22 protein-coding genes are annotated in these 26,486 nt (G+C 71.8%); 9 read left to right on the top strand and 13 right to left on the bottom strand.

The window, feature by feature from the left end; translation table 11 throughout:
* Positions 1-3: 3 nt before the first annotated feature.
* Positions 4-1,599: a DUF6194 family protein gene (locus tag MED15_RS29160; protein WP_112737494.1), complete on the top strand. Its 1,596-nt coding sequence runs from the start codon at positions 4-6 to the stop codon at positions 1,597-1,599.
* A 15-nt stretch (positions 1,600-1,614) separates the two neighbouring features.
* On the opposite strand, the gene MED15_RS29165 is transcribed toward MED15_RS29160, so the two are convergent.
* Positions 1,615-2,151: an HNH endonuclease gene (locus MED15_RS29165; protein WP_030488239.1), complete on the bottom strand. Its 537-nt coding sequence runs from the start codon at positions 2,149-2,151 to the stop codon at positions 1,615-1,617.
* Between the two features lie 403 nt (positions 2,152-2,554).
* Here MED15_RS29165 and MED15_RS29170 point away from each other — a divergent pair, with 403 nt between their 5' ends.
* From MED15_RS29170 to MED15_RS29180, 3 genes are all read left to right on the top strand, one after another.
* Positions 2,555-3,547 carry a mechanosensitive ion channel family protein gene (locus MED15_RS29170; RefSeq protein ID WP_482805329.1) on the top strand — a complete coding sequence of 331 codons (993 nt, stop codon included), beginning with the start codon at positions 2,555-2,557 and terminating at the stop codon, positions 3,545-3,547.
* 233 nt (positions 3,548-3,780) lie between these two features.
* Positions 3,781-5,166, top strand: a complete 1,386-nt coding sequence (locus MED15_RS29175) for an MFS transporter (protein WP_112584130.1) — start codon at positions 3,781-3,783, stop codon at positions 5,164-5,166.
* A gap of 123 nt (positions 5,167-5,289) precedes the next feature.
* Positions 5,290-5,718: a globin gene (locus tag MED15_RS29180; RefSeq protein WP_112584129.1), complete on the top strand. Its 429-nt coding sequence runs from the start codon at positions 5,290-5,292 to the stop codon at positions 5,716-5,718.
* Positions 5,719-5,739: 21 nt separating this feature from the next.
* On the opposite strand, the gene MED15_RS29185 is transcribed toward MED15_RS29180, so the two are convergent.
* The 4 genes from MED15_RS29185 to ettA all read right to left on the bottom strand — a co-directional run bounded on the left by MED15_RS29185 (position 5,740) and on the right by ettA (position 9,325).
* A complete protein-coding gene (locus MED15_RS29185; protein WP_030333460.1) occupies positions 5,740-6,324 on the bottom strand; it encodes a type III secretion system chaperone family protein in 585 nt (194 codons plus the stop codon).
* 131 nt (positions 6,325-6,455) lie between these two features.
* Complete coding sequence (locus MED15_RS29190) at positions 6,456-7,193, bottom strand: DUF8185 domain-containing protein (RefSeq protein WP_112737496.1); 738 nt, start codon at positions 7,191-7,193, stop codon at positions 6,456-6,458.
* On the bottom strand, positions 7,190-7,636 hold the full coding sequence (locus MED15_RS29195) for an acyl-CoA thioesterase (RefSeq protein WP_112584127.1): 447 nt from the start codon (positions 7,634-7,636) through the stop codon (positions 7,190-7,192). The genes MED15_RS29190 and MED15_RS29195 overlap by 4 nt, the downstream gene beginning before the upstream one ends.
* Positions 7,637-7,648: 12 nt before the next feature.
* Positions 7,649-9,325 (bottom strand): energy-dependent translational throttle protein EttA, encoded by a 1,677-nt coding sequence (gene ettA, locus MED15_RS29200; RefSeq protein ID WP_112584177.1) that lies wholly within the window; start codon positions 9,323-9,325, stop codon positions 7,649-7,651.
* Positions 9,326-9,533: 208 nt separating this feature from the next.
* Here ettA and MED15_RS29205 point away from each other — a divergent pair, with 208 nt between their 5' ends.
* The 3 genes from MED15_RS29205 (at position 9,534) to otsB (ending at position 14,345) form a co-directional block, all read left to right on the top strand.
* Complete coding sequence (locus tag MED15_RS29205) at positions 9,534-10,196, top strand: hypothetical protein (RefSeq protein ID WP_112584126.1); 663 nt, start codon at positions 9,534-9,536, stop codon at positions 10,194-10,196.
* Between the two features lie 142 nt (positions 10,197-10,338).
* Entirely contained in the window at positions 10,339-11,739 is a 1,401-nt protein-coding gene (locus tag MED15_RS29210; RefSeq protein ID WP_030333449.1) for an alpha,alpha-trehalose-phosphate synthase (UDP-forming), read from the top strand.
* A 41-nt stretch (positions 11,740-11,780) separates the two neighbouring features.
* A complete protein-coding gene (otsB, locus tag MED15_RS29215) occupies positions 11,781-14,345 on the top strand; it encodes a trehalose-phosphatase (protein ID WP_112584176.1) in 2,565 nt (854 codons plus the stop codon).
* Positions 14,346-14,393: 48 nt separating this feature from the next.
* On the opposite strand, the gene MED15_RS29220 is transcribed toward otsB, so the two are convergent.
* The 4 genes from MED15_RS29220 to cobC form a co-directional block, all read right to left on the bottom strand.
* Complete coding sequence (locus tag MED15_RS29220) at positions 14,394-15,680, bottom strand: hypothetical protein (protein WP_146766757.1); 1,287 nt, start codon at positions 15,678-15,680, stop codon at positions 14,394-14,396.
* A gap of 159 nt (positions 15,681-15,839) precedes the next feature.
* A complete protein-coding gene (cobA, locus tag MED15_RS29225; protein ID WP_112697960.1) occupies positions 15,840-17,081 on the bottom strand; it encodes a uroporphyrinogen-III C-methyltransferase in 1,242 nt (413 codons plus the stop codon).
* A gap of 40 nt (positions 17,082-17,121) precedes the next feature.
* Positions 17,122-18,210, bottom strand: coding sequence for a nicotinate-nucleotide--dimethylbenzimidazole phosphoribosyltransferase (cobT, locus tag MED15_RS29230; RefSeq protein WP_112737500.1), 1,089 nt, complete (start codon positions 18,208-18,210; stop codon positions 17,122-17,124).
* The gene (gene cobC, locus MED15_RS29235) at positions 18,210-19,295 is read right to left on the bottom strand and encodes an Rv2231c family histidinol phosphate aminotransferase CobC (RefSeq protein WP_112737502.1); all 1,086 of its coding nucleotides are present in this window, start codon (positions 19,293-19,295) and stop codon (positions 18,210-18,212) included. The genes cobT and cobC overlap by 1 nt, the downstream gene beginning before the upstream one ends.
* A gap of 121 nt (positions 19,296-19,416) precedes the next feature.
* Here cobC and MED15_RS29240 point away from each other — a divergent pair, with 121 nt between their 5' ends.
* Positions 19,417-21,546 carry a transglycosylase domain-containing protein gene (locus MED15_RS29240; protein ID WP_112584121.1) on the top strand — a complete coding sequence of 710 codons (2,130 nt, stop codon included), beginning with the start codon at positions 19,417-19,419 and terminating at the stop codon, positions 21,544-21,546.
* Between the two features lie 42 nt (positions 21,547-21,588).
* Here the strand turns inward: MED15_RS29240 and MED15_RS29245 are convergent, their stop codons facing one another.
* A complete protein-coding gene (locus MED15_RS29245) occupies positions 21,589-22,158 on the bottom strand; it encodes a GNAT family N-acetyltransferase (protein ID WP_091405515.1) in 570 nt (189 codons plus the stop codon).
* Entirely contained in the window at positions 22,155-23,558 is a 1,404-nt protein-coding gene (locus tag MED15_RS29250) for a cobyrinic acid a,c-diamide synthase CobB (protein WP_112584120.1), read from the bottom strand. The genes MED15_RS29245 and MED15_RS29250 overlap by 4 nt, the downstream gene beginning before the upstream one ends.
* Before the next feature lie 205 nt (positions 23,559-23,763).
* Between MED15_RS29250 and MED15_RS29255 the strand changes: the two genes are divergently transcribed.
* Positions 23,764-24,585 (top strand): SURF1 family cytochrome oxidase biogenesis protein, encoded by an 822-nt coding sequence (locus MED15_RS29255; protein ID WP_112584175.1) that lies wholly within the window; start codon positions 23,764-23,766, stop codon positions 24,583-24,585.
* A gap of 10 nt (positions 24,586-24,595) precedes the next feature.
* On the opposite strand, the gene MED15_RS29260 is transcribed toward MED15_RS29255, so the two are convergent.
* Entirely contained in the window at positions 24,596-26,188 is a 1,593-nt protein-coding gene (locus MED15_RS29260; RefSeq protein WP_244220633.1) for an ATP-dependent DNA ligase, read from the bottom strand.
* A gap of 85 nt (positions 26,189-26,273) precedes the next feature.
* Positions 26,274-26,480 carry a hypothetical protein gene (locus MED15_RS29265; protein ID WP_030333429.1) on the bottom strand — a complete coding sequence of 69 codons (207 nt, stop codon included), beginning with the start codon at positions 26,478-26,480 and terminating at the stop codon, positions 26,274-26,276.
* Positions 26,481-26,486: the final 6 nt, after the last annotated feature.

Consider the following 26,486-nt stretch of genomic DNA (forward strand, 5'->3'; position numbering starts at 1 on the left):
GGAATGCCACCTTTTCTCGACCTGCTGGCGGTATCCCCGGACCTGCTCGCGCTCGGCGAGCCGACGCACGGTGAGTCCGCCTTCCTCCAGCTCCGCAACGAGGCCCTTCTGTCGCTGGCGGAGCACGGCTACCGCTCGATCGCCCTGGAGAGCGACCGGACGGCCGGGCTGATCGCCGACGACTTCGTGCAGGGCGTCGCCGCTGTGACGCTCGACCGGGCCCTCGCCGAAGGGTTCAGCCACGGATTCGGAGCGGCCCCGGCCAACCGCGACCTCCTGCTGCGGATGCGGGAGTGGAACGCCGGACGGCCGGTCGCCGAGCGCCTGACGTTCCACGGCTTCGACGCCCCGGTGGAGTTGGAGAACGCCCCGAGCCCGCGCCACCACCTCACCCAGGTCTGCCAGTTCCTCGACCTGGACCGGGCTGCCGAGATCGACGACCTGATCGGGGACGAGGTGCTGTGGAGTGACACGGCCGCGATCTGGGAACCCGGCAGATCGGTCGGGCGCTCGATCAACGCCCAGCGACTGCGGGTGCTCGCCGACGACCTGCTGACCGAGCTGTACCTGCGGGCACCGTGGAAGTCAGCGGGCTGGCGGGCCGCGTTCGTGCACGCCACGGCCGCTGTCGCGTTGCTGCGTTACCACGCCGCAGCCGCTGCACCACTGGCCCAGGAGGAACGCTTCGCCCGCCTGGCCGCGGTCCGGGACGCGCTGATGGCCGAGAACCTGCTCGCGATCCGATCGGCCGAGGCACACCGCGGGCCCACACTGGTCTTCGCGCACAACACGCACCTCCAGCGTCACCTGAGCACGATGACGCTGGCCGACACGAAGGTGACATGGGCCGGCGCCGGCGCCATCATCGCGTCGCTGCTGGGCGACCGGTACGCGGTGATCGCCGGCAGCCTCGGCGCGAGCCCGGCACTCGGCATCGGGCCGCCCGCCGCCTCGACCTACGAGGGCCGACTCCAGCAGGAGACCGGCCTTCCCCGGTACCTGCCAACGTCCGACATCGCAGCGGCCGAGCAGCGAACGCACGACTACCGCTACTTCCCGCTGGACCAGGCCACCATCGAACACGCCGACGCGGTCCTGCACGTCTCGACCGGTGTCGACACGGCCGTGCTCGCCGATCGGATCGCCGCACTGCCCGGCGTCGAGCAGGTCGTGGCGACCGAGGAGAACGGATCACCCGAGGCGGCCTGGGGCGACCGGTTCTTCTTCGTCGGCCCGGACCGCCGCCAGCCGTTCGCCACCATCGTCGAGCACGACGTGCCCGGCTTCGACGAGGCCGCACAGCTTGACCGCCCTGGCGTCTTCCGCCTCAACCTGGACCTGGGCCGGGCCGAGTTCGAGCGGCTGTTCGGCTTCCCGCCCAAGGCGTTCGAGGAGCACCGGCACGAGTTCGACTTCGCCCGACTGGACACCCTCGTACCGCACCCGGGCTACGCACAGTACGGCTTCGCCAGCATCGTCATGCCCGGTCCGCAACTGCTGCCCGAGATCGACCGGCTACTCGCGATCGCGTACCGCCGAGCGGTCGACCGCCACGAACGCGCAGCGCGCCGGGCAATCCGCCCGCAACCCGGAGCCTGACCACGCCCTGAGGGGTCAGGCGGCTGCCTCGGGCTCCCGCAGGTCCAGCCAGTCGGCCCAGCGGGGGTCCGGGGCGCGGTGGCCCAGCACCCGCCAGGCGGTGCCCTTCGGCGGCGCCGGCAACGCGTGCAACCGCCAACCCATCTCGGCCGGGGTCTTGTCGCCCTTGGTGTGGTTGCACCTGGCACACGCGGCGACCACGTTCTCCCAGGCGTGCCGGCCACCGCGGCTGCGCGGAAAAACGTGATCGATGGTCTCGGCCGGGCCCCGGCAGTAGGCGCACCGCCACCCGTCCCGGGCGAAGATCGCCCGGCGGGACAGCCCGACATGCGTTCGGTACGGCACCCGGACGAAGCGCGTCAGCCGGACCACTGATGGCACCGGCAGCGCGTCCCGGGCGCTGTGCAGGATGCCGTCACCGTCGGCGACGCAGACCGCCTTGGCGGAGAGGACGAGGATCGCGGCGCGACGCACCGACACGACACACAGCGGCTCGTAGGTGGCGTTGAGGACCAGCGCGCCGGAGCCCACCGTGGGTCGTATGTCAGGCATCGCGCTCACCCTCCCGGTTCAGCGGCTGCTGGGGACCGCCGCCGACCGGGGCCGGGCACAGGGGCCCACACGGTCGACGCCGGGCCGATCACCGACGTCCGTTGCGCCAATAGTCCCTGATCGGACCCCGGATTGCACGTACTAATCTCTCTTCTGGTAAGCGGATCACCCACGCCGGGACGGGCAACTGCTCCAGCCTGGGCGGACGCTGACGTGTGACACCCCCGCCGCCGGTCTCACCGGTACCGGACCTGCGCCGGCCGCCTGATCGAATCGGCGGCCGCGAGCGCGAGCTGTGGCGTCCCGCCGGTGGGTCGGCGGCGGGCGCTCGGGCCCCTTGCGGTACGAAGACAGAGTGAGTGCCGCCAGTGTGACGCCCCTAGCCCTGCCCGACGCCGTCTCGGTGAGCTGCCAGGGCAGCACCTCCTGCGAGTGGATCTACCGGATCACCGGGTCGGCCTGGTTCGCCGAGGGAAGCTACTGGATCCTGCTCAAACCGCTTCGCGTGCTGCTGATCCTGGCACTGGCGATGGTGGCCCGCTGGGCGCTGCACCGGACGATCAACCGGTTGGTCCGGACGACCACCGACGGTGCGGTGCCGACGATGCTGCGGCCGCTGCGCGAGCGGGTGCCCACCGCCGCGGTCGACCCGGCCGAGTTCGTGCCCGAGCGACGGAGGCAGCGGGCCGAGGCGATCGGGTCGGTGCTGCGCAGCCTGACCACCGCGTTCGTCTTCGGCATCGCGCTGCTGATGATCCTGCGCGAGTTCAGCTTCGACCTGGCTCCGTTGCTGGCCAGCGCGGGGATCGCCGGCGTCGCGCTGGGCTTCGGCGCGCAGAGCCTGGTGAAGGACCTGATCGCCGGCCTCTTCATGCTGATCGAGGACCAGTACGGCGTGGGTGACAACGTCGACCTGGGCGAGGCGATGGGCGTGGTCGAGTCGGTCGGGCTGCGGGTCACCACGGTGCGCGACGGCCGCGGTGTGCTCTGGTACATCCGCAACGGCGAGATCATCCGGGTGGGCAACAAGAGCCAGGGTTGGGCACTCGTGGTGGTGGACCTGCCCATCGGTTTCAACAGCACCGAGGAGGCCACGGCGGTGCTCCGGACCGCTGCCGCCTCGATCGCCATGGACCCGGAGCTGTCACCGGAGATCGTGGAGGCGCCCGAGGTGCTGGGTGTCGAGCAGGTGACGGTGGACGGCGCGGTCATCCGCACCGTGGTGAAGACCACAGCGGACGGGCAGTTCGCGGTGGGCCGGGAACTGCGTCGGCGTCTCGCCGAGGCGCTGGAAAATTCGGGGATCACCGCGCAGATCGCTGCGGCCCGCATCTATCCCGGTCTGTCGACCCGGCCGTTGCCCGAGGGTGAGACCGGTCAGGGCGGCGCCACCTGACACCGCCGACACTGTCCGGCAATTCAGGGGTCGCGAGCCGGCCGGCCCCTCGGGTATCGTCCGTTCGTTCAGTCGGGGAGGCGACGAACGACCCGTTCGACCTAGCTAGTTGTCAGACGATCGGGCAGAATCCGGAGCACGCGTTCCCACCAAAGCGTGATCACATCCTCGCTGATCCGTAGATCTGACGAGCGCTTCCGGCCGGGCTGCCACGAGCGGCCGAGCCGGGGCCGATGGAGGCGACGGTGCCTGACGAGCGACCTTCCGCGGAAGGCCCCGCCACATTTCGCGAAGTCTTCGCCCAGCGCGAGTTCCGGGCTGTGTTCGTGGCTGGCGCGCTCTCCTGGGTCGGCGACTATGTCGCGAAGGCCGCCGTAACTCTGCTCGTCTATCAGCAGACCCGGTCCGTCGCGCTCTCCGCGGCTGCCTTCGCGGTCAGCTTCCTGCCCTGGCTGCTCGGCGGTCCCGTGCTCGCCGCACTCGCGGAGCGATACCCGTTCCGACGGGTGATGGTGGCATGCGACATCATCCGAATGGCGCTGATGCTGCTCATCGCCATTCCGGGCCTGCCGTACCAGGCGGTGCTGGTGCTCATTTTCGCCGCCACGCTGGCCAACCCACCGAGCCAGGCGGCGAAGTCCGCGCTGATCCCGCAGTTGCTCACCGGGGACCGACTAGTGCTGGGGCTGTCGCTGAACAGCAGCGTCGGGCAGGCCGCCCAGGTCGTGGGGTACGTCTTCGGCGCCGCTGTCGCCGCGGTCGACCCGGAGGCGGCGCTGCTGTTCAACGCGGTCACGTTCGGTCTCTCGGCGCTGCTGGTTCGCCTCGGTGTGCGTCACCGCCCGGCGGTGATGAACCCGGAGCACCGCAGCCACCTGTTGCAGGAGACCCGGCAGGGGTTCGGCATCGTGTTCCGCACACCGGTGCTGCGGGCCATCGCGGTGCTGGTGTTCAGTTCGATGCTCTTCTCGATCGTTCCCGAGGGTCTGGCCGCAGCCTGGGCCAACGACGAGAGCCGTGGCGCGGTGAGCGCGGGCACCGCACAAGCAGCGATCATGGTGGCAAACCCGGTCGGCTTCATCCTCGGTGGGTTGCTGGTGAGTCGCCTGTTCGGGCCGGCTCGCCGACTGAAGCTGATGCGGCCGCTCGCGGTGATCGCCCCGTTGATGCTCGTACCGGTGCTACTCGACCCCCCGCCGCTGGTGGTAGCGCTGCTCGCCGCGCTCTGCGGGTTCGCAGTCGCCGGCATGATGCCGATGGCCAACGGGTTGTTCGTCCAGGCGCTGCCCAACGGCTTCCGAGCCCGTGCCTTCGGGGTGATGGCCACCGGCATACAGGTCATCCAGGGCCTCGCGGTGCTGGTCACCGGCATGCTCGCCGAACGGTTCCCCATTCCGGTCGTGGTCGGGGTCTGGAGCGCAGCCGGGGTGGCGCTGATGGCGGTGGCCACGCTGCGTTGGCCAGACCGGCAGACGGTGGACGACGCGATCACCGCCGCCTCGTTGGCCAACGCCGATCCGCCACCCTCCGGGCTCGGCGACCCGACCAGCGACCGCCCGGTGGAAGGCACGTCCGACCCGCATGCCGGTGACGGCCACCGCCGGCACGCGGTCACCTGACAGTCGAACCGGCCCCCACCCGAGCAGGCCGGGTGCCCCATATTCGGGGTTGTCGACCCGGCGTGATCCGACGCACGCCGTGCGGGTCGGGTCGGCACCGGACGCACCTGGCAGGATGGAACGGTGACTTCCGCAGGTGAATCCGACCGTCCCGGTGCGTCGATGACCCTCTTCGAAGCGGTCGGCGGCGAACCCACCTTCCGCAAGCTGGTCGACGAGTTCTACGCCGGCGTCGCCACCGACCCCCTGCTGCGACCCATGTACCCGGAGGAGGACCTGGGCCCGGCCGCGGACCGGATGACCCTGTTCCTGATGCAGTACTGGGGCGGGCCGAACACGTACTCCGCTCAGCGCGGGCACCCGCGGCTGCGGATGCGCCACGCGCCGTTCCGGATCGGCGCGGCCGAACGGGACGCCTGGCTGCGGAACATGCGCCGCGCCGTGGACCGGCTCGACCTTGAGCCGGAGATCGCCAGCACCCTCTGGGACTACCTGGAGCGGGCCGCGTACTTCATGGTCAACGTCGAGGACGACCCGGCCAACGCCGGCTGACCCACCCCACCCGGAGCGGCGTCAGAGCAGCGCGCCCTCGTCGTGCAGCCAGTCCACGAAGCTGGTGGCGACCGCCGCGCCGCAGTCGAGCATCTCGACCAGGAGCGCGTCGTGGGTGCCGGCACCCAGGGGCACCTGAAGCTCGGCGTAGATCGGTAGCTGACCGCGCTCGGTCGGGTCACCGATGTACGCCTTGCAGAACCGGCGGGTGTGGTTCCACTCGTTGACCACCCGGTACGCCCGGTCGGCCCAGTCCGGCGGGACCGTGGCGTGCGGACGTGCCCGCATGACCAGGATCTCGTCCTCCGGCCCTTCGAGGGTGACCAGCACCGCGTGCCGCTCCCACATCGCCAGCAGGTTGCCGTCGCCGTCGGCCAGGTAACGCACGTCGAGCAGATCGAGCGCGTCACAGACCCGGCGCAGACTCACCGGCTCGACGGTGGCGGGCATCTCGGTCAGCACGGGCCGCTCGTTGGACGGGCAGTCGTCCCCGGGCTGGCGAGGACTGGGCGGCCCGATCCGGACCGCGCTATCGACTGTGATCCCGCTTCGGGTTTCCGGATCGCCGCCGTCGGCGGGACCGGGGCGCCATGACCACCACGGCATCGCTCGCGCACCTCACTCCCCAGCGGATCCAGTCGCCTACGGTGCGTTGGATCCGAGGATGGACGGTACCCGGACAGCCGGGTTGAAGCACCCCCCCAACGACCGCCCCTGACCAGAAGAATGATCCGGGGTCATCCGTTCGGACGAGCGCTCAGGGGTGTCACGGCAAGATCCGTGGCCTTCTGCAACCAAGCCGCTCCGTGCGGTCCCACCAGGCCGACCCAACGACCGGCCACCCGCACCTGAACGGCGTTCCGGCCCTCGTCAGCCGTCGAGCCGTGGGCGGCGCCGAGGAAGCCCATCCGGACCACCCCCTGCACCAGCCGCTGCGGCACCTCGACCGGCGCGGCGGGCGTCCCGTCCGGGGTGATCAGCACCGCCACGTGGTCGAGCAACGCGTCACGCAGGGCCCGCTGGCCCACGGCACGGCCGGCCACACCCTGCTCGCTCGCCGTCCGCAGGGTGCCCGCCGCCGCGTCGGCGATCCGTCGCAACTCGGCAACGGGCAGCGCCTCCACCTGGCGGCTCCGCGTCGGCGGCAGCGGCCACCGCCACTGGGCGTCCCGGCGGGTCGGCAGGCTCGTGCCGCCCCGCTCCAGCTCAGCGAGCAGCTCCGCGGCTGCCACGGTGACGTCCTCCGCGACGCCGTCGTCCGGCCCACCGGCAACCGTGCGGACCACCAGGACCTGCCACGGCAGCCGGGCCCACAGGGCGACCCGGCCCGGTGCGCCGGCCGGCCGCAGCCGGACCGGCGCGACCGGATCCAACCGGACCAGCCGGGCCAGGAAGGCGCCCGCGTCCGCCACCCCGGCGACACCGTGGGTGGACGCCGCCGTCCGGCCCGGCTCGGCGGTGCCCGGCCGGGTCACGCCACACCGCCCTGCGGCGCGTACGTGAGCAGGAAGTCCCGTTCCTCGGTGGTGATCCGCCGCGGCACCTGGCGGGTCAGGTCGAACGGCACCAGCACCGAGCGGGCCCGGCTGGCCAGCACCTCACCGTCGTACAGCTCGTAGGCGACGGTGAACCGGGAGGCCCGGATCTCCTCCACCCACAGCTCGATCCGCACTGTGGGTGCCGCCTCCGCGGTGGCCCGGCCGAGCGCGTAGTCGACCGGGCGCAGGTAGTCGACCTCGTGCCGGCGGATCACCACCCCGTCGGCGAACGAGCCGACGCCCCAGGCCCGACCCCCGGCGAACATCAACGCCACCCGCGCCTCCTCGTACAGGGTGAGGAAGCGCGAGTTGTTGACGTGGCCGTACGCGTCCAGGTCGGACCAGCGCAGGGTGCAGTGGTAGACGAAGCGGTCAGACACCTTCTCGGCCGGTCAGTCGCGGGTCAGCTTGCGGTAGGTCACCCGGTGCGGCCGGGCGGCCTCCGCACCGAGGCGGTCGATCTTGTTCTTCTCGTACGCCTCGAAGTTGCCCTCGAACCAGAACCACTTTGACGGGTCCTGGTCGTCGCCCTCCCAGGCCAGGATGTGCGTGGCGACGCGGTCCAGGAACATCCGGTCGTGCGAGATGACCACGGCGCAGCCGGGGAACTCCAGCAGCGCGTTCTCCAGGCTGGACAGCGTCTCCACGTCCAGGTCGTTCGTCGGCTCGTCGAGCAGGATGACGTTGCCGCCGATCTTCAGGGTCAGCGCCAGGTTGAGCCGGTTGCGCTCACCGCCGGAGAGCACCTTTGTCGGCTTCTGCTGGTCCGGGCCCTTGAAACCGAACGCGGCGATGTACGCCCGCGACGGCATCTCGACCTTGCCCACCATCAGGTAGTCCAGCCCGTCGGAGACGACCTCCCAGACGGTTTTGTCGCCGTTGAGGCCCTCACGGTTCTGGTCGACGTACGACAGCGAGACGGTGGGGCCGACCCGGACCTGACCGCCGGTCGGCTCCTCCAGCCCGACGATGGTCTTGAACAGGGTGGTCTTACCGACACCGTTGGGGCCGATGATGCCGACGATGCCGTTGCGCGGCAGCGAGAACGACAGGTTTTCGATCAGCAGCCGGTCGCCGAAGCCCTTGCTGAGGTCGACCGCCTCGATCACCGTGCTGCCCAGGCGCGGGCCCGGCGGGATCTGGATCTCCTCGAAGTCGAGCTTGCGGGTCTTCTCCGCCTCGTTGGCCATCTCGTCGTACCGGTCCAGGCGGGCCTTGGACTTGGTCTGCCGGGCCTTGGCGTTGGAGCGGACCCACTCCAGCTCCTCGGTGAGGCGCTTCTTCATCTTGGCGTCGCGGCGACCCTCGACGGCCAGCCGGGCGGCCTTCTTCTCCAGGTAGGTGGAGTAGTTGCCCTCGTACCCGATCGCCCGGCCGCGGTCCAGCTCCAGGATCCAGCCGGCCACGTTGTCGAGGAAGTACCGGTCGTGGGTGATCGCCATGACGGTGCCGGCGTACTTCGCCAGGTGCTGCTCCAGCCAGGAGACGCTCTCCGCGTCCAGGTGGTTGGTGGGCTCGTCGAGCAGCAGCAGGTCGGGCGCCTCCAGCAGCAGCTTGCAGAGCGCGACCCGGCGACGCTCACCACCGGAGAGCTGGGTCACGTCGGCGTCCGGCGGCGGGCAGCGCAGCGCGTCCATGGCCAGTTCGAGCTTGGAGTCGACGTCCCAGGCGTCGAGGTGATCAAGCTCCTCCTGGAGCTTGCCCATCTCCTCCATCAGCTCGTCGGAGTAGTCGGTGGCCATCTGCTCGGCGATCTTGTTGAACCGCTCCAGCTTGGCCTTGGTCTCGGCGACCGCCTCCTCGACGTTGCCGAGCACGGTCTTGGCCTCGTTGAGCGGGGGCTCCTGGGCGAGCATGCCGACGGTGTAGCCGGGCATGAGTCGGGCTTCGCCATTGCTCGGCTTGTCCAGCCCTGCCATGATCTTGAGGAGGCTGGACTTACCGGCGCCGTTCGGACCGAGCACACCGATCTTGGCTCCCGGCAGGAAGCTCAACGTGACGTTGTCGAGCACGACCTTGTCGCCGTGCGCCTTGCGCGCCTTTTCCAGAACGTAGATGTACTGGGCCACGGTGCGGGCTACCTCCGTCGGTTGCTGTCGCTGATCGGCGGCGCGGCGCGGGCTGCGAGGACCGCCCGCCGCCGCCGGCCGGGAGCCGGCCGCGCGCACGCCATCGTCAATCCTGACAGGTACGGCGCGCTTCGCCCACATCACCCCGCCCCAGGAGTACGCGGGCGCGCCTCCTTGCCGCTCGGCAGTCCGCTTTTATCGTGACTCGATGCCTACCGAGTTCGTCATCGAGCTGCCGGACGAACTGGCCGACCGGCTGGCCGAGGAACCCGACATATCAGCCTTTGTGACGGAGTGTGTACGAAATGACATGACCGACGAGCGCATCCTGCGCACACTCCGGCAGGCGGGCTTCGCACTCTCTCCGGCTCACCTGAAGCGGGCCGGGCGGGTGTTGAACGCGGCGCTGCAGCTGATCACACCGGAACTGGGTGCTCTCGTCGCAGGACCCAGGGCGGGCATGCCGGACAAACCGGCGTTGACTCCTGGCAGATCAGCATTCGTGTTGGACACTCCGGCGGTGCTGGCCTTCGCGGGTGGCGATGAGGATGTCGCCGCCAGAATCGCGGTGGCCTCTGATCGCCGACTGACGGTGGTCGTCCCGGCGGGATGCCTGGCCAGCGCCTACCGACAAGTTCCTCAAGAGGGATGGTGGGTGCTGGGCCTCCTTGCCGCTCTACGCCCGACGCAGGTCACGGCCGTGACTGCGGACTGCTCGGCTGCGCTGGGCCTGTGGTCGCGGAGTGTGCCGGCCATGGACCTGGCCCAGGCTGCGATGGAGGCGGCTCGGGCGATCACACCGATCATGACGGACCGACGGGAGCTGCTCGGCGAGGTGCTGCCGAAGGAATGGCCGATCATCGACCTCTGACCCGCGGGCTGTCGACAAGATCACCTCTAGGATTCGGTCGCACCGAGGCGGGTAGGAGACTCCGGCACGGGGCACAAGACGCCGCAGCTACGCTCAGTACGCTCATCGCGGTGGACCCGTCAGTACCCGGAGGTGGCCGATCGTGACCGTCCGTAGCTCCTTTGTCGTAGTGGCGAACCGTCTGCCGGTCGACGAGGTGAGCACACCCGAGGGCCGGCAGTGGCGACGTAGCCCTGGCGGGCTGGTCACCGCGCTGCATCCCGTACTCGCCGAACACAAGGGCACCTGGGTCGGCTGGGCCGGTGGCACCGGCGCCGCCCCGGAGCCGTTCGACCTCGAGGGGATCCGGCTGCACCCGGTCCCGCTCAGCGCCGAGGAGTTGGAGCGCTACTACGAGGGCCAGTCCAACGCGACGATCTGGCCGCTCTACCACGACGCGGTGGAGACGCCGGCCTACAAGCGCCGGTGGCGCGAGGCGTACCGCCTGGTCAACGCCCGGTTCGCGGAGGCCGCAGCCGACGTGGCGGCCGAGGGCGCGACGGTCTGGGTGCAGGACTACCAGCTCCAGTTGGTGCCGGCGATGCTCCGTGAGCTTCGCCCGGACCTGCGGATCGGGTTCTTCCTGCACATCCCGTTCCCGCCGATCGAGCTGTTCATGCAGATGCCGTTCCGTACCGAGATCCTTCGCGGTCTGCTCGGCGCCGACCTGGTCGGTTTCCAGCAGCGGCTGGCCGCGCAGAACTTCGTCCGGCTGGCCCGGCACCTGCTCGGGCTGCGCTACGAGGGGCAGATGATCCAGGTCGACGGTCGGCAGGTGAAGGCGGGCGCCTTCCCCATCTCGATCGACACCCAGGAGATGGAGCGGATGGCCGCCGATCCGGCGATCCAGGCGCGGGCCAAGCAGATCCGCGCCGAGTTGGGCGACCCGAAGACGATAATCCTGGGCGTGGACCGGCTGGATTACACCAAGGGCATCGAGTTGCGACTCAAGGCCTTCCGGGAGCTGCTGGCTGACGGAAAGTTGACAGTTCCCGACGCGGTCATGGTTCAGGTCGCCACACCCAGCCGCGAGCGCGTGGAGCACTACCAGGCACTACGGGTGAAGGTCGAGCGCGAGGTCGGCCGGATCAACGGCGAGTTCGGCAGGGTCGGCGTGCCGGCGGTCCATTACCTCCATCAGTCGTACAGTCGCAGTGAGCTGGCGGCGATGTACGTTGCTGCCGACGTGATGATGGTGACCCCGCTGCGAGACGGAATGAACCTCGTGGCGAAGGAATACGTAGCATCACGTGCCGACCAGGGTGGCGCGCTCGTACTCAGCGAGTTCGCCGGCGCCGCCACCGAGCTTCGCCAGGCATTTTTGTGTAACCCGCACGACCCGGACGCGGTCAAGGACGCCCTCCTCCGGGCAGTGCACGTGGAGAAAACCGAGGCACGCCGCCGGATGCGGACAATGCAACGTCACCTGCGTACCCACGACGTGGGCCACTGGGCCAAGTCTTTCCTCTCGGAGCTCGGAGTTCCCGAGGCGGAGGCCGAGTGAACACGCCCGTCAACGATGGGGCGGCAATCGCCACCGGGGTCATGGACCCTGAGTTGCGTTCCGCCATCGGCCGGATCGCCCGGGTCCCCCAGCTCCTGGTCGCCTGCGACTATGACGGCACGCTGGCGCCGATCGTGGAGGACCCGAGCACGGCCGTCCCGCTGCCCGAGTCGGTGGCCGCGGTCCGCGCGCTCGCCGCGCTGCCGCAGACCACAGTGGCGGTGGTTTCCGGTCGGGCGCTGCGCGACCTGGCCGCGCTCTCGCGGCTGCCCAGCGAGGTGCACCTCGTCGGCAGCCACGGCTCCGAGTTCGACATCGGCTTCGTCGAGCGGCTCTCCCCCGAGCTGGTCGCCGTGCGGACCCAGGTCCGCAACGCGCTGCGTGAGATCGCCGCCCAGCACCCGGGTATCCGGCTGGAACGTAAGCCAGCGAGCGTCGCGATGCACACCCGTGGGGTCGACCCGCAGATCGCCGCCGCCGCCATCGAGGCGGTCCGCAACGGTCCGGCCACCTTCGACGGCGTCACGGTGACCCAGGGCAAGGAGGTCATCGAACTCTCCGTGGTGGCCACCCACAAGGGCACCGCACTCGACCAGTTGCGGACCCAGCTGGCCTCCAGCGCGGTGCTGTTCATCGGTGACGACATCACCGACGAGAACGGGTTCGCCCACCTGCACGGCCCCGACCTCGGCATCAAGATCGGCCCCGGCGACACCCAGGCCAGCTACCGGGTGGCCGACCCGCTGGAGGCCGCCCGGGCGCTGGCGCTGCTGCTGGAGACCCGGCGGCACTGGCTGTTCGGTGAGCGGGCGGTGCCGATCGAACGGCACTCCATGCTGGCCAACGGTCGTACCGTCGCTCTGCTCACCCCCGAGGCCAAGGTGAGCTGGCTCTGCCACCCCAAGCCCGATTCGGCGGCGATCTTCGCCGACCTGGTCGGTGGCAGCCCGGCCGGCCACTTCAGCGTCGCCCCGGAACGTGGCGGCATCCCGCTGGGTCAGCGCTACCGCTCCGGCACGATGACAGTGGAGACCCGCTGGTCCGGGCTCACCGTCACCGACTGGCTGGACAAGCCGGCCCGGGAGACCACCCCGGACGACAGCCCGGCGGTCATCACCGGCGACTCGACACTGGTCCGGGTGCTGACCGGCAGTGGCAAGGCCAAGGTGGAGTTCGCGCCGAGGCCGGAGTTCGGTCAGGTGGCCGTCCAGTTGCAGCCGCTCGGCGACGGTCTGCTGGTGCTCGGCTCCAACGAACCGGTCGCGCTCTACGCCCCCGGCGTGGAGTGGGAGGTCGGCAACGACGGAGGGTACGAGACCGCCAAGGCCATCGTCGACCTCTCCGCCGCCGGTGGGCAGGTCGTGCTGGAGCTGCGCTTCGGCACGCACAGCCTGGAGCACCACCGGGTGCCGATCCACGAACGGCAGGCCGCCGCCGAGCAGCCGTGGAAGGACTGGGTGGCCTCGCTGCGGCTGCCGTCCACCGCTCGGGACCTGGTCGCGCGTAGCGCCCTCACCCTGCGCGGGCTCTGCCACGAGGCCACCGGCTCGATCCTGGCCGCGGCGACCACCTCGCTCCCCGAGGAGCTGGGCGGCGTCCGTAACTGGGACTACCGCTACTGCTGGCTGCGCGACGCCGCGCTGACCGCCCGCGCACTTGTCGACCTGGGCTCCGTCGAGGAGGCCGAGGCGCTGCTGCGCTGGGTGGACGGCTGCATCGAGCGCACCGGCGGGCACCCGGAACGCCTGCACCCGCTCTACACCATCGACGGCTACGAGCTGGGCGCCGAGGCGGTCATCGACACGCTGCCCGGGTACGCCGGCTCCCGGCCGGTCCGGGTCGGCAACCTCGCCAACCACCAGTTGCAGCTGGACGTCTTCGGCCCGATCGCCGACCTGATCGCGGCCGTCGCCGACGCTCGCGGTTCGGTCCGCGACGACGAGTGGCGGGTCCTGGAGAACATGGTCGAGGCGGTCCGCCGCCGCTGGCACGAGCCCGACCACGGCATCTGGGAGGCCCGGCTGCCACCCCGGCACCACGTCTTCTCCAAGGTGATGTGCTGGATGACAGTCGACCGCGCGCTGCACGTGATGCGCGAGCACGGCGGCGAGGACCGGCCCGAGTGGAAGGACCTGCGCGACCGGATCGGCGCCAACGTGCTGGAGCACGGCTGGCACTCCGACGTCGAGGCGTACAGCGTCGCGTACGGGGACGAGGACATGGACGCCTCGTCGCTCTGGATCGGCCTCTCCGGCCTGCTCCCGGGCGACGACCCGCGCTTCCTGTCCACCGTCCTGCGGATCGAGGCGGACCTGCGCAGCGGCCCGGTCGTCTACCGCTACCACTGGGACGACGGCCTGCCCGGCCGTGAGGGCGGTTTCCACATCTGCACGGCGTGGCTGATCGAGGCGTACCTGCGCACCGGCCGCCGCACCGACGCCGAGGAGCTGTTCGCGCAGATGGTGCTGACCGCCGGCCCGACCGGGCTGCTCCCCGAGCAGTACGACCCGCTCGCCGAGCGCGGCCTGGGCAACCACCCGCAGGCGTACAGCCACCTCGGTCTGATCCGCTGCGCCCTGCTGCTGGACAACATGCTCAAGCAGTAGTCGACAGCTCGTGTGACGGGGCCGGAGCGCATGCTCCGGCCCCGTTGGTCACTGCGGGTACGGCAGGCTCGGTTGCCACCCGTACAGGTGGGCGTCGAGGTCGGTGGGCACCGTCCAGTGCGCGTACGGCAGCACCGCGCTGCTGCCGGTGTGGATCAGGCGCAGTAGTGGGGCGTCGCCGGTGTGGTCGAGCGCGAGCTTCGGTTTACGGGCCGCGCCGACGCCGCCGAGGCCGAACAGGACAACGGAGTCCTGGACCGGAAGCCCCTGTGCCTGTCGGGCGTCACGCCAACCCCGGTACGCCGCGTCCAGCCGCCAGGGCGCGAGGTCGGCGAGACCGCGGTACAGGTTCGCCACCCAGGTCGGGGTGAGTTCGGCGTCGGAGAGCCGGTACGGCACCCCGGTCAGCAACGCGTCGAGCTCCGGATCCGTCTCCACCCCGGCGTTGGTCAGCGCCTCGGGCAACGCGCCACGGCGGACGGCCGCTACCGCAGGGGCGGCCTGCTCGACCCGATCGACCTGCCAGCGAAGCCCTGCCGGGGTGTTCGCCGCTCGGCGGTCCCACAGCCAGCGGGCGTTGTCCCAGCGGTGCCGCTGGTTGGCCGGGATCAGGTCGTCGATGCCGAAGACCAACTCCTCACCCTCGACCCGTGCGGTGAGCCACCGGCCCCGCAGGTGCGACCGCTGCTCGCCGTAGCCGGCCAGTGCGACCACCGCGGACCGCAGGTAGGCGCCGGTGTTCCCGCGCGGGAAGTGCCAGCACAACGAGGACGCATCGAGGGCGTCGAGGTCGGACGCGGCCTCGTCCGACACCACGCCGACCCGGACCAGTGGCGATGCCGCACTGGCCTGGCGATTGTCGAACTGTCGACGGTCCCGGCGCTGACGCATCTCGGCCCGCTCGACCGACGGGCTGACCGAGTACGCCGCCTTCTTCCCGGCCCACCGCAGCGCCTCCGCCCCGGCCGCCTGCGGGTCGCCGAAGAGCCGGAACGCCAGCAGCTCGTGCTCGTCGGACCCGTCGTCCTCGGTCACCTGCAGCTCGTACACCAGGTCGCCGGGCGAGTCCAGGTTGTAGGCGGTGTGCGGGTCACGGCCGAACTCGTTGCCGACGAGCGAGTCGCCCGGCTGTTGGCGATAGCCACGGACCACGGTGACCAGGACGGCCCAGGAGCCGTCCGCGTCCGCGCACCTCAGAGTCCGGACCGGAGCATCGCGCCATCGCGAGGGGAGGTCCTCGAAGCTGGTGGTCAGGCCGGGACGCCCACATCGCAGCGCGACCGGGGTGAGCAGTTCCGTTCGCCACGTCTCGTGAGGGTCCTTCAGGGTGAGCATGAGCGACATTGTGTCCACAGCGACCGACAACCGCCGCAGCTGGCAATCTTGGACGGTTTCCGCTACGCGCCAACGGAAACCGTCCAAGATCTACCGGGTCAGTGCCCTCCGAAGCCCGGGTCCGCCGCCGGACGGGTCACCGCCGCGTCCGGTCACGTGTCAGCCGTCGAGCGCGCCCACCACATCGCCCACCACGACGACGGCGGGCGGGCGTAGGTCGGCCGCACTCAGGTCGGCCGCGACAGCGCCCAGCGTGGACCGCAGGACCCGTTGGGTGCCGGTGGTGGCTTCCTGGACGACTGCGGCCGGCGTCTGGGGCGACCGACCGTGGGCGATCAGGGTGGCCGTGATGGCCGCGAGGTTCTTCAACCCCATCAGGATCACCAGGGTGCCGTGCAGACCGGCGAGGGCGTCCCAGCGCACCAGCGAAGCCGGCGCGTCGGGTGCCAGGTGCCCGGAGACCACGGTGAACTCGTGCGCCACCCCCCGGTGGGTGACCGGGATGCCGGCCGCGGCCGGCGCGGCGATGGAGCTGGTCACCCCGGGCACCACTGTCACCGGCACGCCGGCGGCCGCGCAGGCCAGCAGCTCCTCGCCGCCGCGGCCGAAGACGTACGGGTCACCGCCCTTGAGCCGCACCACGAAGGCGCCGGCCAGGGCCCGGTCGACCAGGATCTGGTTGATCTCCTCCTGGGCCCGGGACGGACCGTAGGGAATCTTCGAGGCGTCCACCAGCTCGACGTCCGGGCGCAGCTCGTCGAGGAGCAGCCCGGGCACCAGTCGGTCGGCGACCACCACGTCGGCCTCGGTGAGCAGCCGCCAGCCCTTCACGGTGATCAGCTCAGGGTCACCCGGCCCCGCCCCGACCAGCGCCACCCGCCCGGCCTGCTGCCCACCGGTCGTCCCGGTGGAAGCGTCGGGCCGGCCAGCGATCCCGTCCGGTGCCAGGCGGACGGCGAGGAGGTCGCGGATCGCGTCGCGAACCGTCATCGCCCGGCGCGGGTCGCCGCCGCCGAGCACCGCCACGGTGACCGGGCCGTGCCGGGTCACGGCCGGGGTCCAGGCGGTGGCGGCCGTCCGGTCGTCGGCCCGGACACAGAAGATCCGCCGCTCGGCGGCGACGGCGCTCACCGAGGCCGCCGCTATCGGGTCGTCGACCGCGACCTGGACCAGCCAGGCGCCGTCCAGGTCCTCGGGCACGAACCGGCGCGGCACCCAGTGCAGCCGACCCGCGTCGGCCCGGGCACGCAGCGCCGGAGTCAGCTCCGGCGCCACCAGCAGGACGTCCGCACCGGCGTCCAGCAGCGCGGGTACGCGCCGGGTGGCGACCGCGCCACCACCCACCACGACCACCCGCCGCCCGTGCAGCCGCAAACCCAGGGGGTACGGATTGGAGGTCACGCCGCACCACCGAGGCGGACGGCTCGTTCGCTGCGCGTGCTCACTTTTCGGCCACCCCTGCGGAGTCGAAGGTGGCCACCTCGTGCAGCACCCGGACCGCGCCGGTGACCACGGGCAACGCCAGCAGCGCGCCGGTGCCCTCACCGAGGCGCAGCCCCAGGTCGATCAGCGGGTCGAGGCCGAGGTGGCGCAGTGCGACAGTGGCACCGGGCTCGGCCGAGCGGTGGCCGGCGACCATGGCGTCGACCGCCGCCGGGGCGAACGCGGCGGCGGCGAGCGCGGCCGAGACCGCGATCACGCCGTCCAGCAGCACCGGCGTGCGGCGTGCTGCGGCCCCCAGGATCAGCCCGGCCAATGCGGCGTGCTCCAGACCACCGACGGCGGCCAGCACCCCCAGCGGGTCGGCCGGGTCGGGGGTGTGCCGGGCCAGGGCGGCCCGCACGACCGCGACCTTGTGCGCGTACGTCGGGTCGTCGACCCCGGTGCCCCGACCTGTGGTGTCGAGCGGGTCGGCGCCGGTGAACGCGGCGATCAGCACGGCGGCCGGTGTGGTGTTGCCGATGCCCATGTCCCCGGTGAGCAGGATGCCGGCACCGGCGTCGATCAGTTCGTCGGCGATCCGGATGCCGGTCTGCACCGCCGCCAGCGCCTCGTCCCGGGTCAGCGCGGCGGTCACCGTGAGGTCGCGGGTGCCCTGGCGGACGGACGCGACAACGAGCCGGGGCACTGCCGGGTCGAGCACTGCCGGATCGAGCACGGCCGGGTCGGTGGGCAGCGGGGTGGCCACGCCGACGTCGACCACTGTGACCGAGGCGCCGGCCTGCCGGGCGAACGCGTTGACCACCGCTCCACCGGCCAGGAAGTTGCCGATCATCTGCGCGGTGACCTCCTGCGGCCAGGGGCTGACCCCCTGGGCGTGCACCCCGTGGTCGCCGGCGAAGATCGCCACCGCGGCCGGCTCGGGCAGCGGTGGCGGGCAGACTCCGGCCAGGCCGGCGAGGCGTACCGAAAGCTCCTCCAGCGCGCCCAGCGATCCCGCCGGCTTGGTCAGCCGGCCGTGCAGCTCCCGGGCGGCGGCCATGGCCCCTTCGTCCGCCGCGCGGATCGCCGCAATCGTGGTCTCCAGCATCATGCCTCCATGGTCTCGCGCAGCACGTCGATGAACGCGTCGGTGGTGTTTCGGTCGCGTACCGCCACCCGCAGCCAGTCCGGGCCGAGGCCGGGGAACGTGTCGCCTCGGCGCACCGCCCAGCCGCGCTCGCGCAGGGCGGCCCGGATCGGTGTCGCGCCCGGTAGGTGCAGCAGGACGAACGCGCTGGCGGGACGGCCGACGACGCGTACACCGGGCAGTTCGGCGAGGCGCGCGACCAGGTGCTCGCGGTCGGCGGCGAGCTCGGCGGCGATCGCGCGTTCGGCCTGGACCGCGACGGCGCTGGCGCAGGCCGACGCGGCCGCCAGCGCGGGCGTGGAGACGGCCCAGAGCGGCTGGACGGCGGCCAGCCGGGACAGCAGCTCCGTGGCGCCGATCAGGTAGCCGATCCGCAGGCCGGCCAGGCCCCACGTCTTGGTGAGGCTGCGCACCACGAGCAGGCCGGGCAGGTCGCGGCGTTCGGCCAGCGACTCCGGTTCGCCGGGGTGCCCGGGGACGATGGTGGTGTCGGCGAACGCCTCGTCGACAACCAGCACCCGGCCGGGGCGGGCCAGCGCGGCCACGGTCTGGGCGGGGTGCAGCACCGAGGTCGGGTTCGTCGGGTTGCCGATCATCACGAGGTCGGCGTCGGCGGGCACCCGGGACGGGTCGAGCCGGAAGCCGTCGGCGGCGTCGAGCAACACCCGCTCGACCGGGTGTCCGGCGGCCCGCAGCGCCGCCTCCGGCTCGGTGAACTGAGGGTGCACCACCACGGGGCGGTGCACGCCACGCAGCGCCTGGGCGATCAACACGAAGCCCTCGGCGGCGCCGGCGGTGAGCAGCACCTCGTTCGGGTGACGGCGGTGTCGGGCGGCGACCGCCGCCCGGGCCGGCGCCGGGTCCGGATACCGGGCCAGGTCGGTCAGGGTCGCGGCGATCGGGTCGGCCAGCCAGGCGGGAGGACGCGCCCGACGGACGTTGACGGCGAGGTCGATCAGGCCGGCGGTCGCCTCCGCGTCGCCGTGGTGGGCGAGGTCCGGCTCGACCCCGGTGGGTGGGGCGACCGCGCTCGGCTGATCAGACATGTCCGCGATCCTGCCGGGAAGGTGGCCGGTGGGACAGTCGATCTCAGCGTAAGCCGCGTCACCACTCGCCGGTTTAAGAGTTCTTCTCATGTACGAATCGGAAATGTCATAACTTGGCCAGGTGAGCAACCGACCCCTTGCTGCCGCTGGTCGTCTTGTCCCTCTCCTCCGCGCCGGACTGATCGCCGGAATCGTGATCGCCGCCGTCGCCTATCCACTGGTCGCCCTCACCGGGCTCGGCGCGAAGGCCACCGCGCACGCCGTGGACCAGAAGACCCGGGTGCTGAAGACCGCCCTGCCCGCCGAGACCTCGTACGTCTACGGCCCGGACGGCAAGACCGTGCTGACCATGTTCTACGAGGAGTACCGGCAGTACACCAAGCTGTCGGACATGTCGCCGAACATCCAACAGGCGATCGTGGCCGCCGAGGACTCCCGCTTCTACCAGCACCACGGCGTCGACCCGAAGGGCGTGGCCCGGGCCTTCGTCTCCAACGCCCGCTCCGGCGGCTCCCAGGGCGCCTCGACCCTGACCATGCAGTACGTCCGGATGGCCCTGCGGGACAGCGCGACCACGCCCAAGGAGGTCCAGGAAGCCACCCAGCAGACCAGCATTCGCAAGGTCAAGGAGATGCGGATGGCGCTGGACCTGGAGAAGGAGTTGAGCAAGGAACAGATCATGGAGCGCTACCTGAACTCGGCGTACTTCGGGCACCGGGCGTACGGCATCTACGCGGCCAGCGAGATCTTCTTCTCCAAGACCCCGAAGGACCTCACGCCGGTCGAGGCCGCCACCCTCGCCGGACTGGTCAAGTCCCCGTCCGAGTACGACCCGGCCGACTCCGACCAGAAGGAGGCCACCGGGCGGCGCAACTACGTGCTGGACCGGATGAGCCAACTCGGCTACCTCTCCCCCGACTCGGCCGCCGCCGCCAAGTCCGAGCCGATCCGGCTCAGGCTGACCACCCCACCGCACGACTGCGCCGCGGTGGCGGAGAAGTACAACAGCTGGGGCTTCGCCTGCGACTACCTGAAGAACTGGTGGAGCGCGCAGCCCGCGTTCGGGGCGAACCGGCTGGAACGGATGGACAACCTTCGCCGGGGCGGCTACCGCATCGTGCTCAGCCTCGACCCGAAGATCCAGGAGGCCGCGGAGAAGAGCGTGGGCACCAAGGAGGCCACCGGCAGCCCGTTCGCCAACGGCATCGTGGTCTCCGAGCCCGGCACCGGGCGGGTGAAGGCCATGGCGGTGAACCGGACGTACTCGCTGGACCTGGCCGAGAACCCGCAGAGCTCCAACCCCGAGGCCGGGCCGAAGGTGAAAGCCAACTACCCGAACACTGTGGCACCGCTGCTCGGCGGCGGTGACCTGGCCGGCTACCAGGCCGGGTCGACGTTCAAGATGTTCCCGATGTTGGCCGCGCTGGACTCGGGGATGACCCTCTCCACCTCGTTCAACGCGCCGTACCGCTACAAGTCGGCAGTGTACGACGGCTGGGCGCCCTCCAACGCCAGCGGCGCCATGACCGGCCAGCAGACCATGTGGTCCGGCTTCGGCAAATCGGTGAACACGTACTTCGTGTGGCTGGAGGAGAAGGTCGGCGCGGACCGGGCGGTCCGGTTGGCCGAACAGCTCGGGCTTCGGTGGCGCACCGACGTCGACCGGGAACAGGCGTCTCCGGCCAAGGCGAAGAAGTGGGGTGCCTTCACCCTGGGCGTCTCCGACGCCACCCCGCTGGAGATGGCGAACGCGTACGCCGCCATCGCGGCCGACGGCCGCTACTGCGAGGCCATCCCGGTGCAAGCGATCATGAACAGGGACGGCACACCCGCCACGTACGCCACCCCGGGCGGTCTGCACCGCGAGGTGGCCAAGCCGCGCTGCCGGCAGGTGGTGAGCGCGGACGCCGCGCGGGCGGCCACCGACGCGGCCCGCTGCCCGACCGGAGACACCCCGGCGCGCGGCAGCTGCGGCGGATGGTCCACCGCCGACAGCGTGCGGGGCACCGTCGGACGCCCGGTGGCCGGCAAGACCGGTACGACCGACAGCACCCGATCGGCCTGGTTCGTGGGCTACACCCCGGAGTTGGCCGCGGCGAGCTTCATATCCGACCCGGACAACCCGTTCAACGCGGTCGGTGACGGGCAGTCCCAGATCCCGATCAAGGCGGTTTCGGAGACCCTGCGCGACGGCCTGAAGGGCACCCCGACCCGCCAGTTCACCCCACCGTCGGACGCCATCGTCGGCTGACCGGCGCGAGAGTCAGCGCAGGTCGGCGGGGCTCGGCGCGACTCAGCGCAGGTCGGCGGCGACGAACGACCACAGCTCCAGATCCACCCGGCCGCCGCTGACGAACCCGGCGTTCCGCAGCAGACCCTCGTAGCTGAACCCGGCCTTCTCGGCGACCCGGCGCGAGGCCAGGTTGCCGGGAGCCACCCGCAGTTCGACCCGCTGGAAGCCGTGCTCCAGGATCAGCGCGATGGCCACCGCGTCGACCGCCTCGGCGGCGAAGCCGAAACCCCGCGCGTGCGCAGCCATCGCGTAGGAGATCTCGGTGAGGCGGGCGCCCCAGTCGGTGCGCCGGGTCCACAGCGAGCCCACCACCTGGTCGTCCTCCCGCCGGAGCACCGCGTAGTGGTCGCCCTCCCCGCTGTCGCGCCGCTGCCGGGCCAGATCGGTGCACCAGGCCAGCCCGTCGATCGGGCCGGAGTCGTCGGGCAGCGGCAGCCAACGCCGGGTCAGCTTGTCGGCGAAGATCTCCCCGGCCGCCGCCGCGTCGGCCGCCGTGAGCTGACGCACCTCGGTACGCGGGGTGGAGACCGTCAACGCCGGGAAACGGCGCACCGCCACCTGACCGATCACACCGACACCTCGCCCGGCTGCGCGGGTACCACCTCGCTCGTCGGGTCGGCCGCCGCCGCGGCGACCAACCGGGCCGCCGTCGCCGGATGGCTCGCCCAGTGCAGAGCGAGCTGCGAGGCGTGCACGTTGCGCCAGACGAAGCCCTCCGGCGCGCCGCCGTCCCAGCTCCAGGCCGGGCGCTGACCAGCGCGCGGGGTGAGCACCGCACGGTGTGCCTTGTGCCCGACCAGCACCGTGCCGGTGGCGGCGACCACGCTGTCGGTCTGGGCAGTCGCCTCCCGGTAGCCGGCCACCACCCCGTCGCGGCTGACACCGACCGCGTCCAGGACACCGCACATCGGCAACCCGTCCAGTTCCCGCGCCAGCCAGAGCAGCCCGGCGCCCTCGGCGATCACCGGACGCCCGGTCCGCGCCAACTCGGCCACCGCGATGCAGAGCCGCCGGTTGGCCGACAACTGCTCGGCGTACGCCTCGGGCAGCGCGCCGCCGACGACCAGCGCGCGGGTGCCGACTGGCAGCGCCTCGTCGCGCAGCGGGTCGACGACGACGACCTCGGCGCCGGCGGCCCGGAGCAACTCGGTGGTCTCCGGGTGGCTGAAGCTGCCGCCCGGCCCACCGGCCACCGCCACCAGTGGGCGGTTCGCCGGGGGTGTGAACGTGCCGAGGGCCTCCTCGGGAGACCAGGCCGGTGCCGGCAGCGCCGGGGCGGAGCGGGCCAGCCCGAGCAGCCGTTCCAGGTCGACAGTGGCGGCGACGGCCTCGCCCAGCCGGCGGACCGCACGGACGGCGTCGGCCGAGTCGTCGACCACCGGTGCCACCCCGTGCCGCCGCGACGGCAGCACCGCCGGCAGGTCCTGTCGACGCAGCGCGCCGTAGACCGGCACCCCCACGTCGTCCAACGCCTCGCGCAGCATCCCCTCGTGTCGCGACGACGCCACCCGGTTGAGGATCACCCCGCCGAGCCACAACTGCTCGTCGTACGAGCGGAAACCGTGCACCAGGGCCGCCACCGACTGGCCCATCGCGGCCACGTCGACAACGAGCACCACCGGGCTGCGCAGCGCGGCGGCCGCGGCGGCGGTGGACTCCTGCTCGGGACGGCCACCGACCGAGTCGTACAGCCCCATGCTGCCCTGCACCACGGCCAGCCCGGCACCGGCGGCACCGTGCGCCACCAGCGGGGCGAGCCGATCGAGGCCGACCAGTCGGGGGTCGATCACCCGACCCGGCCGACCGGAGGCGAGGCCGAGGTAGGCGGCGTCGACATGGTCCGGCCCGAGCTTGAACCCGGCGACGTCGACCCCTCGCTCGGCCAGGGCGGCGAGCAGCCCGATCGCCAGCGCGTTCTTACCGTGCCCGGAGGACGGCGCGCTGAGCACCAGGCGCGGCACGACGGTCATCATCGACTCCTCGCGAGCGGCGGCGGGTACGCGACGGGACGACCAAGGCCGATCCGTCGGCGTGACGATACCCGCCCGGCTGGAGGCGCGAGCACCGCCAACCGGGGTGGGCGGCCCGGCCCTGGCAGTGCCCGAGGCGTCGACCCCGGCGCGGTCCGGCCCGGTCCAGGTCAGTGGCGCCGGTCATACGAGTAGCCTCGGTGCCGTGTACCGGTTCCTGCTGAGCCCACGCTGGCTGGGCGCTCTCGCGCTGACCCTGGTCGCGGCCGCCGTCATGGTGTTCCTCGGCAACTGGCAGCTGGACCGCTACCGGGGGCGCACCGAGGTCAACGAGCGGATCGACGCGGGCCAGCGGATGGCTCCCGTGCCGCTCGCCGACGCGCTGCGCGCTCCCGCCGGCGGTGCGGGAACAGCCGGTCCGGCCCCCGCCGAGGACAAGGTCTGGACCCGGGTCACCGTCACCGGCCGGTACGACCCCACGAACACCGTGCTGGTCCGCGGCCGGACGGTGGACAGCCGGGTCGGTTTCGAGGTGCTCACCCCGCTGGTGCTCGCCGACGGCACGGCGCTGCTGGTGGACCGGGGCTGGATCCCGCCGGCGCCCGGTGGGGCGACCGCCCAGCCGTCGGTGCCGGCCGCGCCGACCGGCGACGTGACGGTGGTCGGCCGGGTGCACGAGACCGAGAGCGGCGCCGGCGCGGTGGCCCGACGCGACGGGCTGCTGGAGATCCGGCGGATCGGGGTGTCGCGGCTGGCCGGCGAGCTTCCCTACCCGGTCTACGGTGCGTATCTGCTGCTCGACGAGCAGACCCCGGCAGCCGATCCGGTGTTCAAGGCGGTGCCGGTGGGGCACGCCAACAACTGGCAGAACTTCGGCTACGTCGTGCAGTGGTGGCTGTTCGCGGTTATGGCCCTCTTCGGCTATGGCTGGGTGGCCCGTCGGGAGGCCCGCCGGGCCGCCGGCATCGGCGCCACCTCGGCTCCGCTGGACCGGGCCGCCGAACCGACGCCGACCGCTTCCGCCTGACCTCGCCCGGTCAGCCAGTCAGGCGGCCGGCGTGGATGGCACGGACCGCGTCGATGGTGTCCGCCTCCGCGGCGGACTTGTCGTCGCGATAGCGCACCACCCGGGCGAACCGCAGCGCCATCCCACCGGGATAGCGCGAACTCGTCTGCACCCCGTCGAAGGCGATCTCCACCACCTGCTCGGGCCGGACCCGGACCACCCAGTCGCCGCGTTCCACGGCGAGGTCGAGGAACCGCTCGGTCTGCCACCGCAGCAACTCGTCGGTGAGCCCCTTGAACGTCTTGCCGAGCATGACGAAGTCACCGGTGCGCGCGTCACGCGCACCCAGATGCAGGTTGGACAGCCAGCCCTTGCGTCGGCCGCTGCCCCACTCGACGGCGAGCACCACCAGGTCGAGGGTGTGCCGCGGTTTCACCTTGACCCAGGCGGCACCGCGCCGGCCGGCGTCGTAGGGGGCGTCCGGCGCCTTGACCACCACGCCCTCCTGCCCGGCGTCGAGCGCGGCGGCGAACGCGGCGGCGGCCTGCTCCGGGCCGTCGACCTCCATCCGGCCGACCAGCAGCGACGAATCCACCGAACCGGCGAGGGCGGCCCACCGCTCCCGGCCGGGAAGGTCGATCAGATCCTCACCGTCGAGGTGCAGCAGGTCGAAGAAGTACGGGGTGAGCACCGTCGCGCCCGTGCTGGCGGCCGCCGCGAGCACCGCCGGGGCGACCGGTGTGCGCCCGGTGGTGCTGGGGGTCGTGCGTCGGGCGGCCCGGCTCGACGTCTGCTGGAACGGCAGTGGGCGGCCGGTCTCGTCCAGGCCGATCGCCTCGCCGTCGAGGACCAACTCCCGGCCCGGCAGGGCACGGACCGCGGCGACCACCTCGGGCACCCGGGTGGTGATCTCGTCGAGGCTGCGGGTGAACACGGCGATGTCGGCGCCGGAGCGGTGCACCTGGATGCGGATGCCGTCGAGCTTCACGTCGACCACCGCCGGCGTGCCGGTCGCGGCGAGCGCCTCGTCGACCGAGGGGGCGCTCTGCGCGAGCATCGGCGCCAGCGGGCGGCCAACCTGCAGACCGAACCCGGCCAACTCGGCGGCACCTCCGGCCAGCGCGGCCACCGCCACGGCCCGGAGATCACCGGCGAGCAGCAACGCCCGGCGGACCGCCGCCACCGGCACCTCGGCGGCCCGGGCCACCGCGTCCGCGAGGAGCCCGGCCTGGGCGCCCTGCCGTAGCTCGCCACTGAACAGGCCGGTGAGCAGCCGCTGCTCGTCGGCTGTCGCCGCCGCGTAGAGGGCACCGAGCAGCGCCCGACGCCGAGCCTGTGAGCCCGAGCCGTGCACCGCGGCGATCTGCGCGATGGCCGCGTCCACGGCGGCCACCGTCAACGTCGGCTCGGCGGCCGGCGGTGGCAGGTCGCGCAGGCTCGCGTAGCCGACGCCGGTCTGCCGTTGGCGCAGCTCACCGGCGAGATAGCCGGCGCCGGGCTCGACCTCGCCGGGGTCGAGCCGACGCAGCGCGTCAGCGAGCAGCTCCACCTTGGCCCGTCGGCCACTGGTGGCGCCGACGGCGGCCGAGGTGGCTGCCAGATCGAGGAACCGCACGCAGCTCATCCTGCCAGTCACCTCCGACACCGCCCGGGCATTGCCGTGCCCGGGCGGTGTCGGCAGGGTGCCACCCACTCACGCGGGCGACGGTTCAGGCGGAGACGGGTTCCTCGATGCGCAACCCTCGGGCGCGGACCTCGCCGGCGACCCGGGAGAGCACCGAGTCGAGGGCGACCAGTGCGGCGGAGAGCTCACCGAGCTGTTCGTTGAGCGTGTCCTCGGACCACGCGGAGACATCGACATCTCCCAGCGCGCTGACAGCGGCCCCCAACCGGGCCATCACCTCGTTCGTACTCATGTACGA

The organism is Micromonospora noduli, assembly GCF_003264475.1.
GTDB classification, from domain to species: domain Bacteria; phylum Actinomycetota; class Actinomycetes; order Mycobacteriales; family Micromonosporaceae; genus Micromonospora; species Micromonospora noduli.

Excerpts from the sequence above, each read along its gene's own strand:
- MED15_RS29160 (WP_112737494.1), top strand. The coding sequence starts at position 4 with ATGCCACCTTTTCTCGACCTGCTGGCGGTATCCCCGGACCTGCTCGCG.
- MED15_RS29165 (WP_030488239.1), bottom strand. The coding sequence starts at position 2,151 with ATGCCTGACATACGACCCACGGTGGGCTCCGGCGCGCTGGTCCTCAAC.
- MED15_RS29175 (WP_112584130.1), top strand. The coding sequence starts at position 3,781 with ATGGAGGCGACGGTGCCTGACGAGCGACCTTCCGCGGAAGGCCCCGCC.
- MED15_RS29185 (WP_030333460.1), bottom strand. The coding sequence starts at position 6,324 with ATGCCGTGGTGGTCATGGCGCCCCGGTCCCGCCGACGGCGGCGATCCG.
- MED15_RS29205 (WP_112584126.1), top strand. The coding sequence starts at position 9,534 with ATGCCTACCGAGTTCGTCATCGAGCTGCCGGACGAACTGGCCGACCGG.
- otsB (WP_112584176.1), top strand. The coding sequence starts at position 11,781 with ATGGACCCTGAGTTGCGTTCCGCCATCGGCCGGATCGCCCGGGTCCCC.
- MED15_RS29220 (WP_146766757.1), bottom strand. The coding sequence starts at position 15,680 with ATGCTCACCCTGAAGGACCCTCACGAGACGTGGCGAACGGAACTGCTC.
- cobT (WP_112737500.1), bottom strand. The coding sequence starts at position 18,210 with ATGCTGGAGACCACGATTGCGGCGATCCGCGCGGCGGACGAAGGGGCC.
- cobC (WP_112737502.1), bottom strand. The coding sequence starts at position 19,295 with ATGTCTGATCAGCCGAGCGCGGTCGCCCCACCCACCGGGGTCGAGCCG.
- MED15_RS29250 (WP_112584120.1), bottom strand. The coding sequence starts at position 23,558 with ATGACCGTCGTGCCGCGCCTGGTGCTCAGCGCGCCGTCCTCCGGGCAC.
- MED15_RS29260 (WP_244220633.1), bottom strand. The coding sequence starts at position 26,188 with ATGAGCTGCGTGCGGTTCCTCGATCTGGCAGCCACCTCGGCCGCCGTC.
- MED15_RS29265 (WP_030333429.1), bottom strand. The coding sequence starts at position 26,480 with ATGAGTACGAACGAGGTGATGGCCCGGTTGGGGGCCGCTGTCAGCGCG.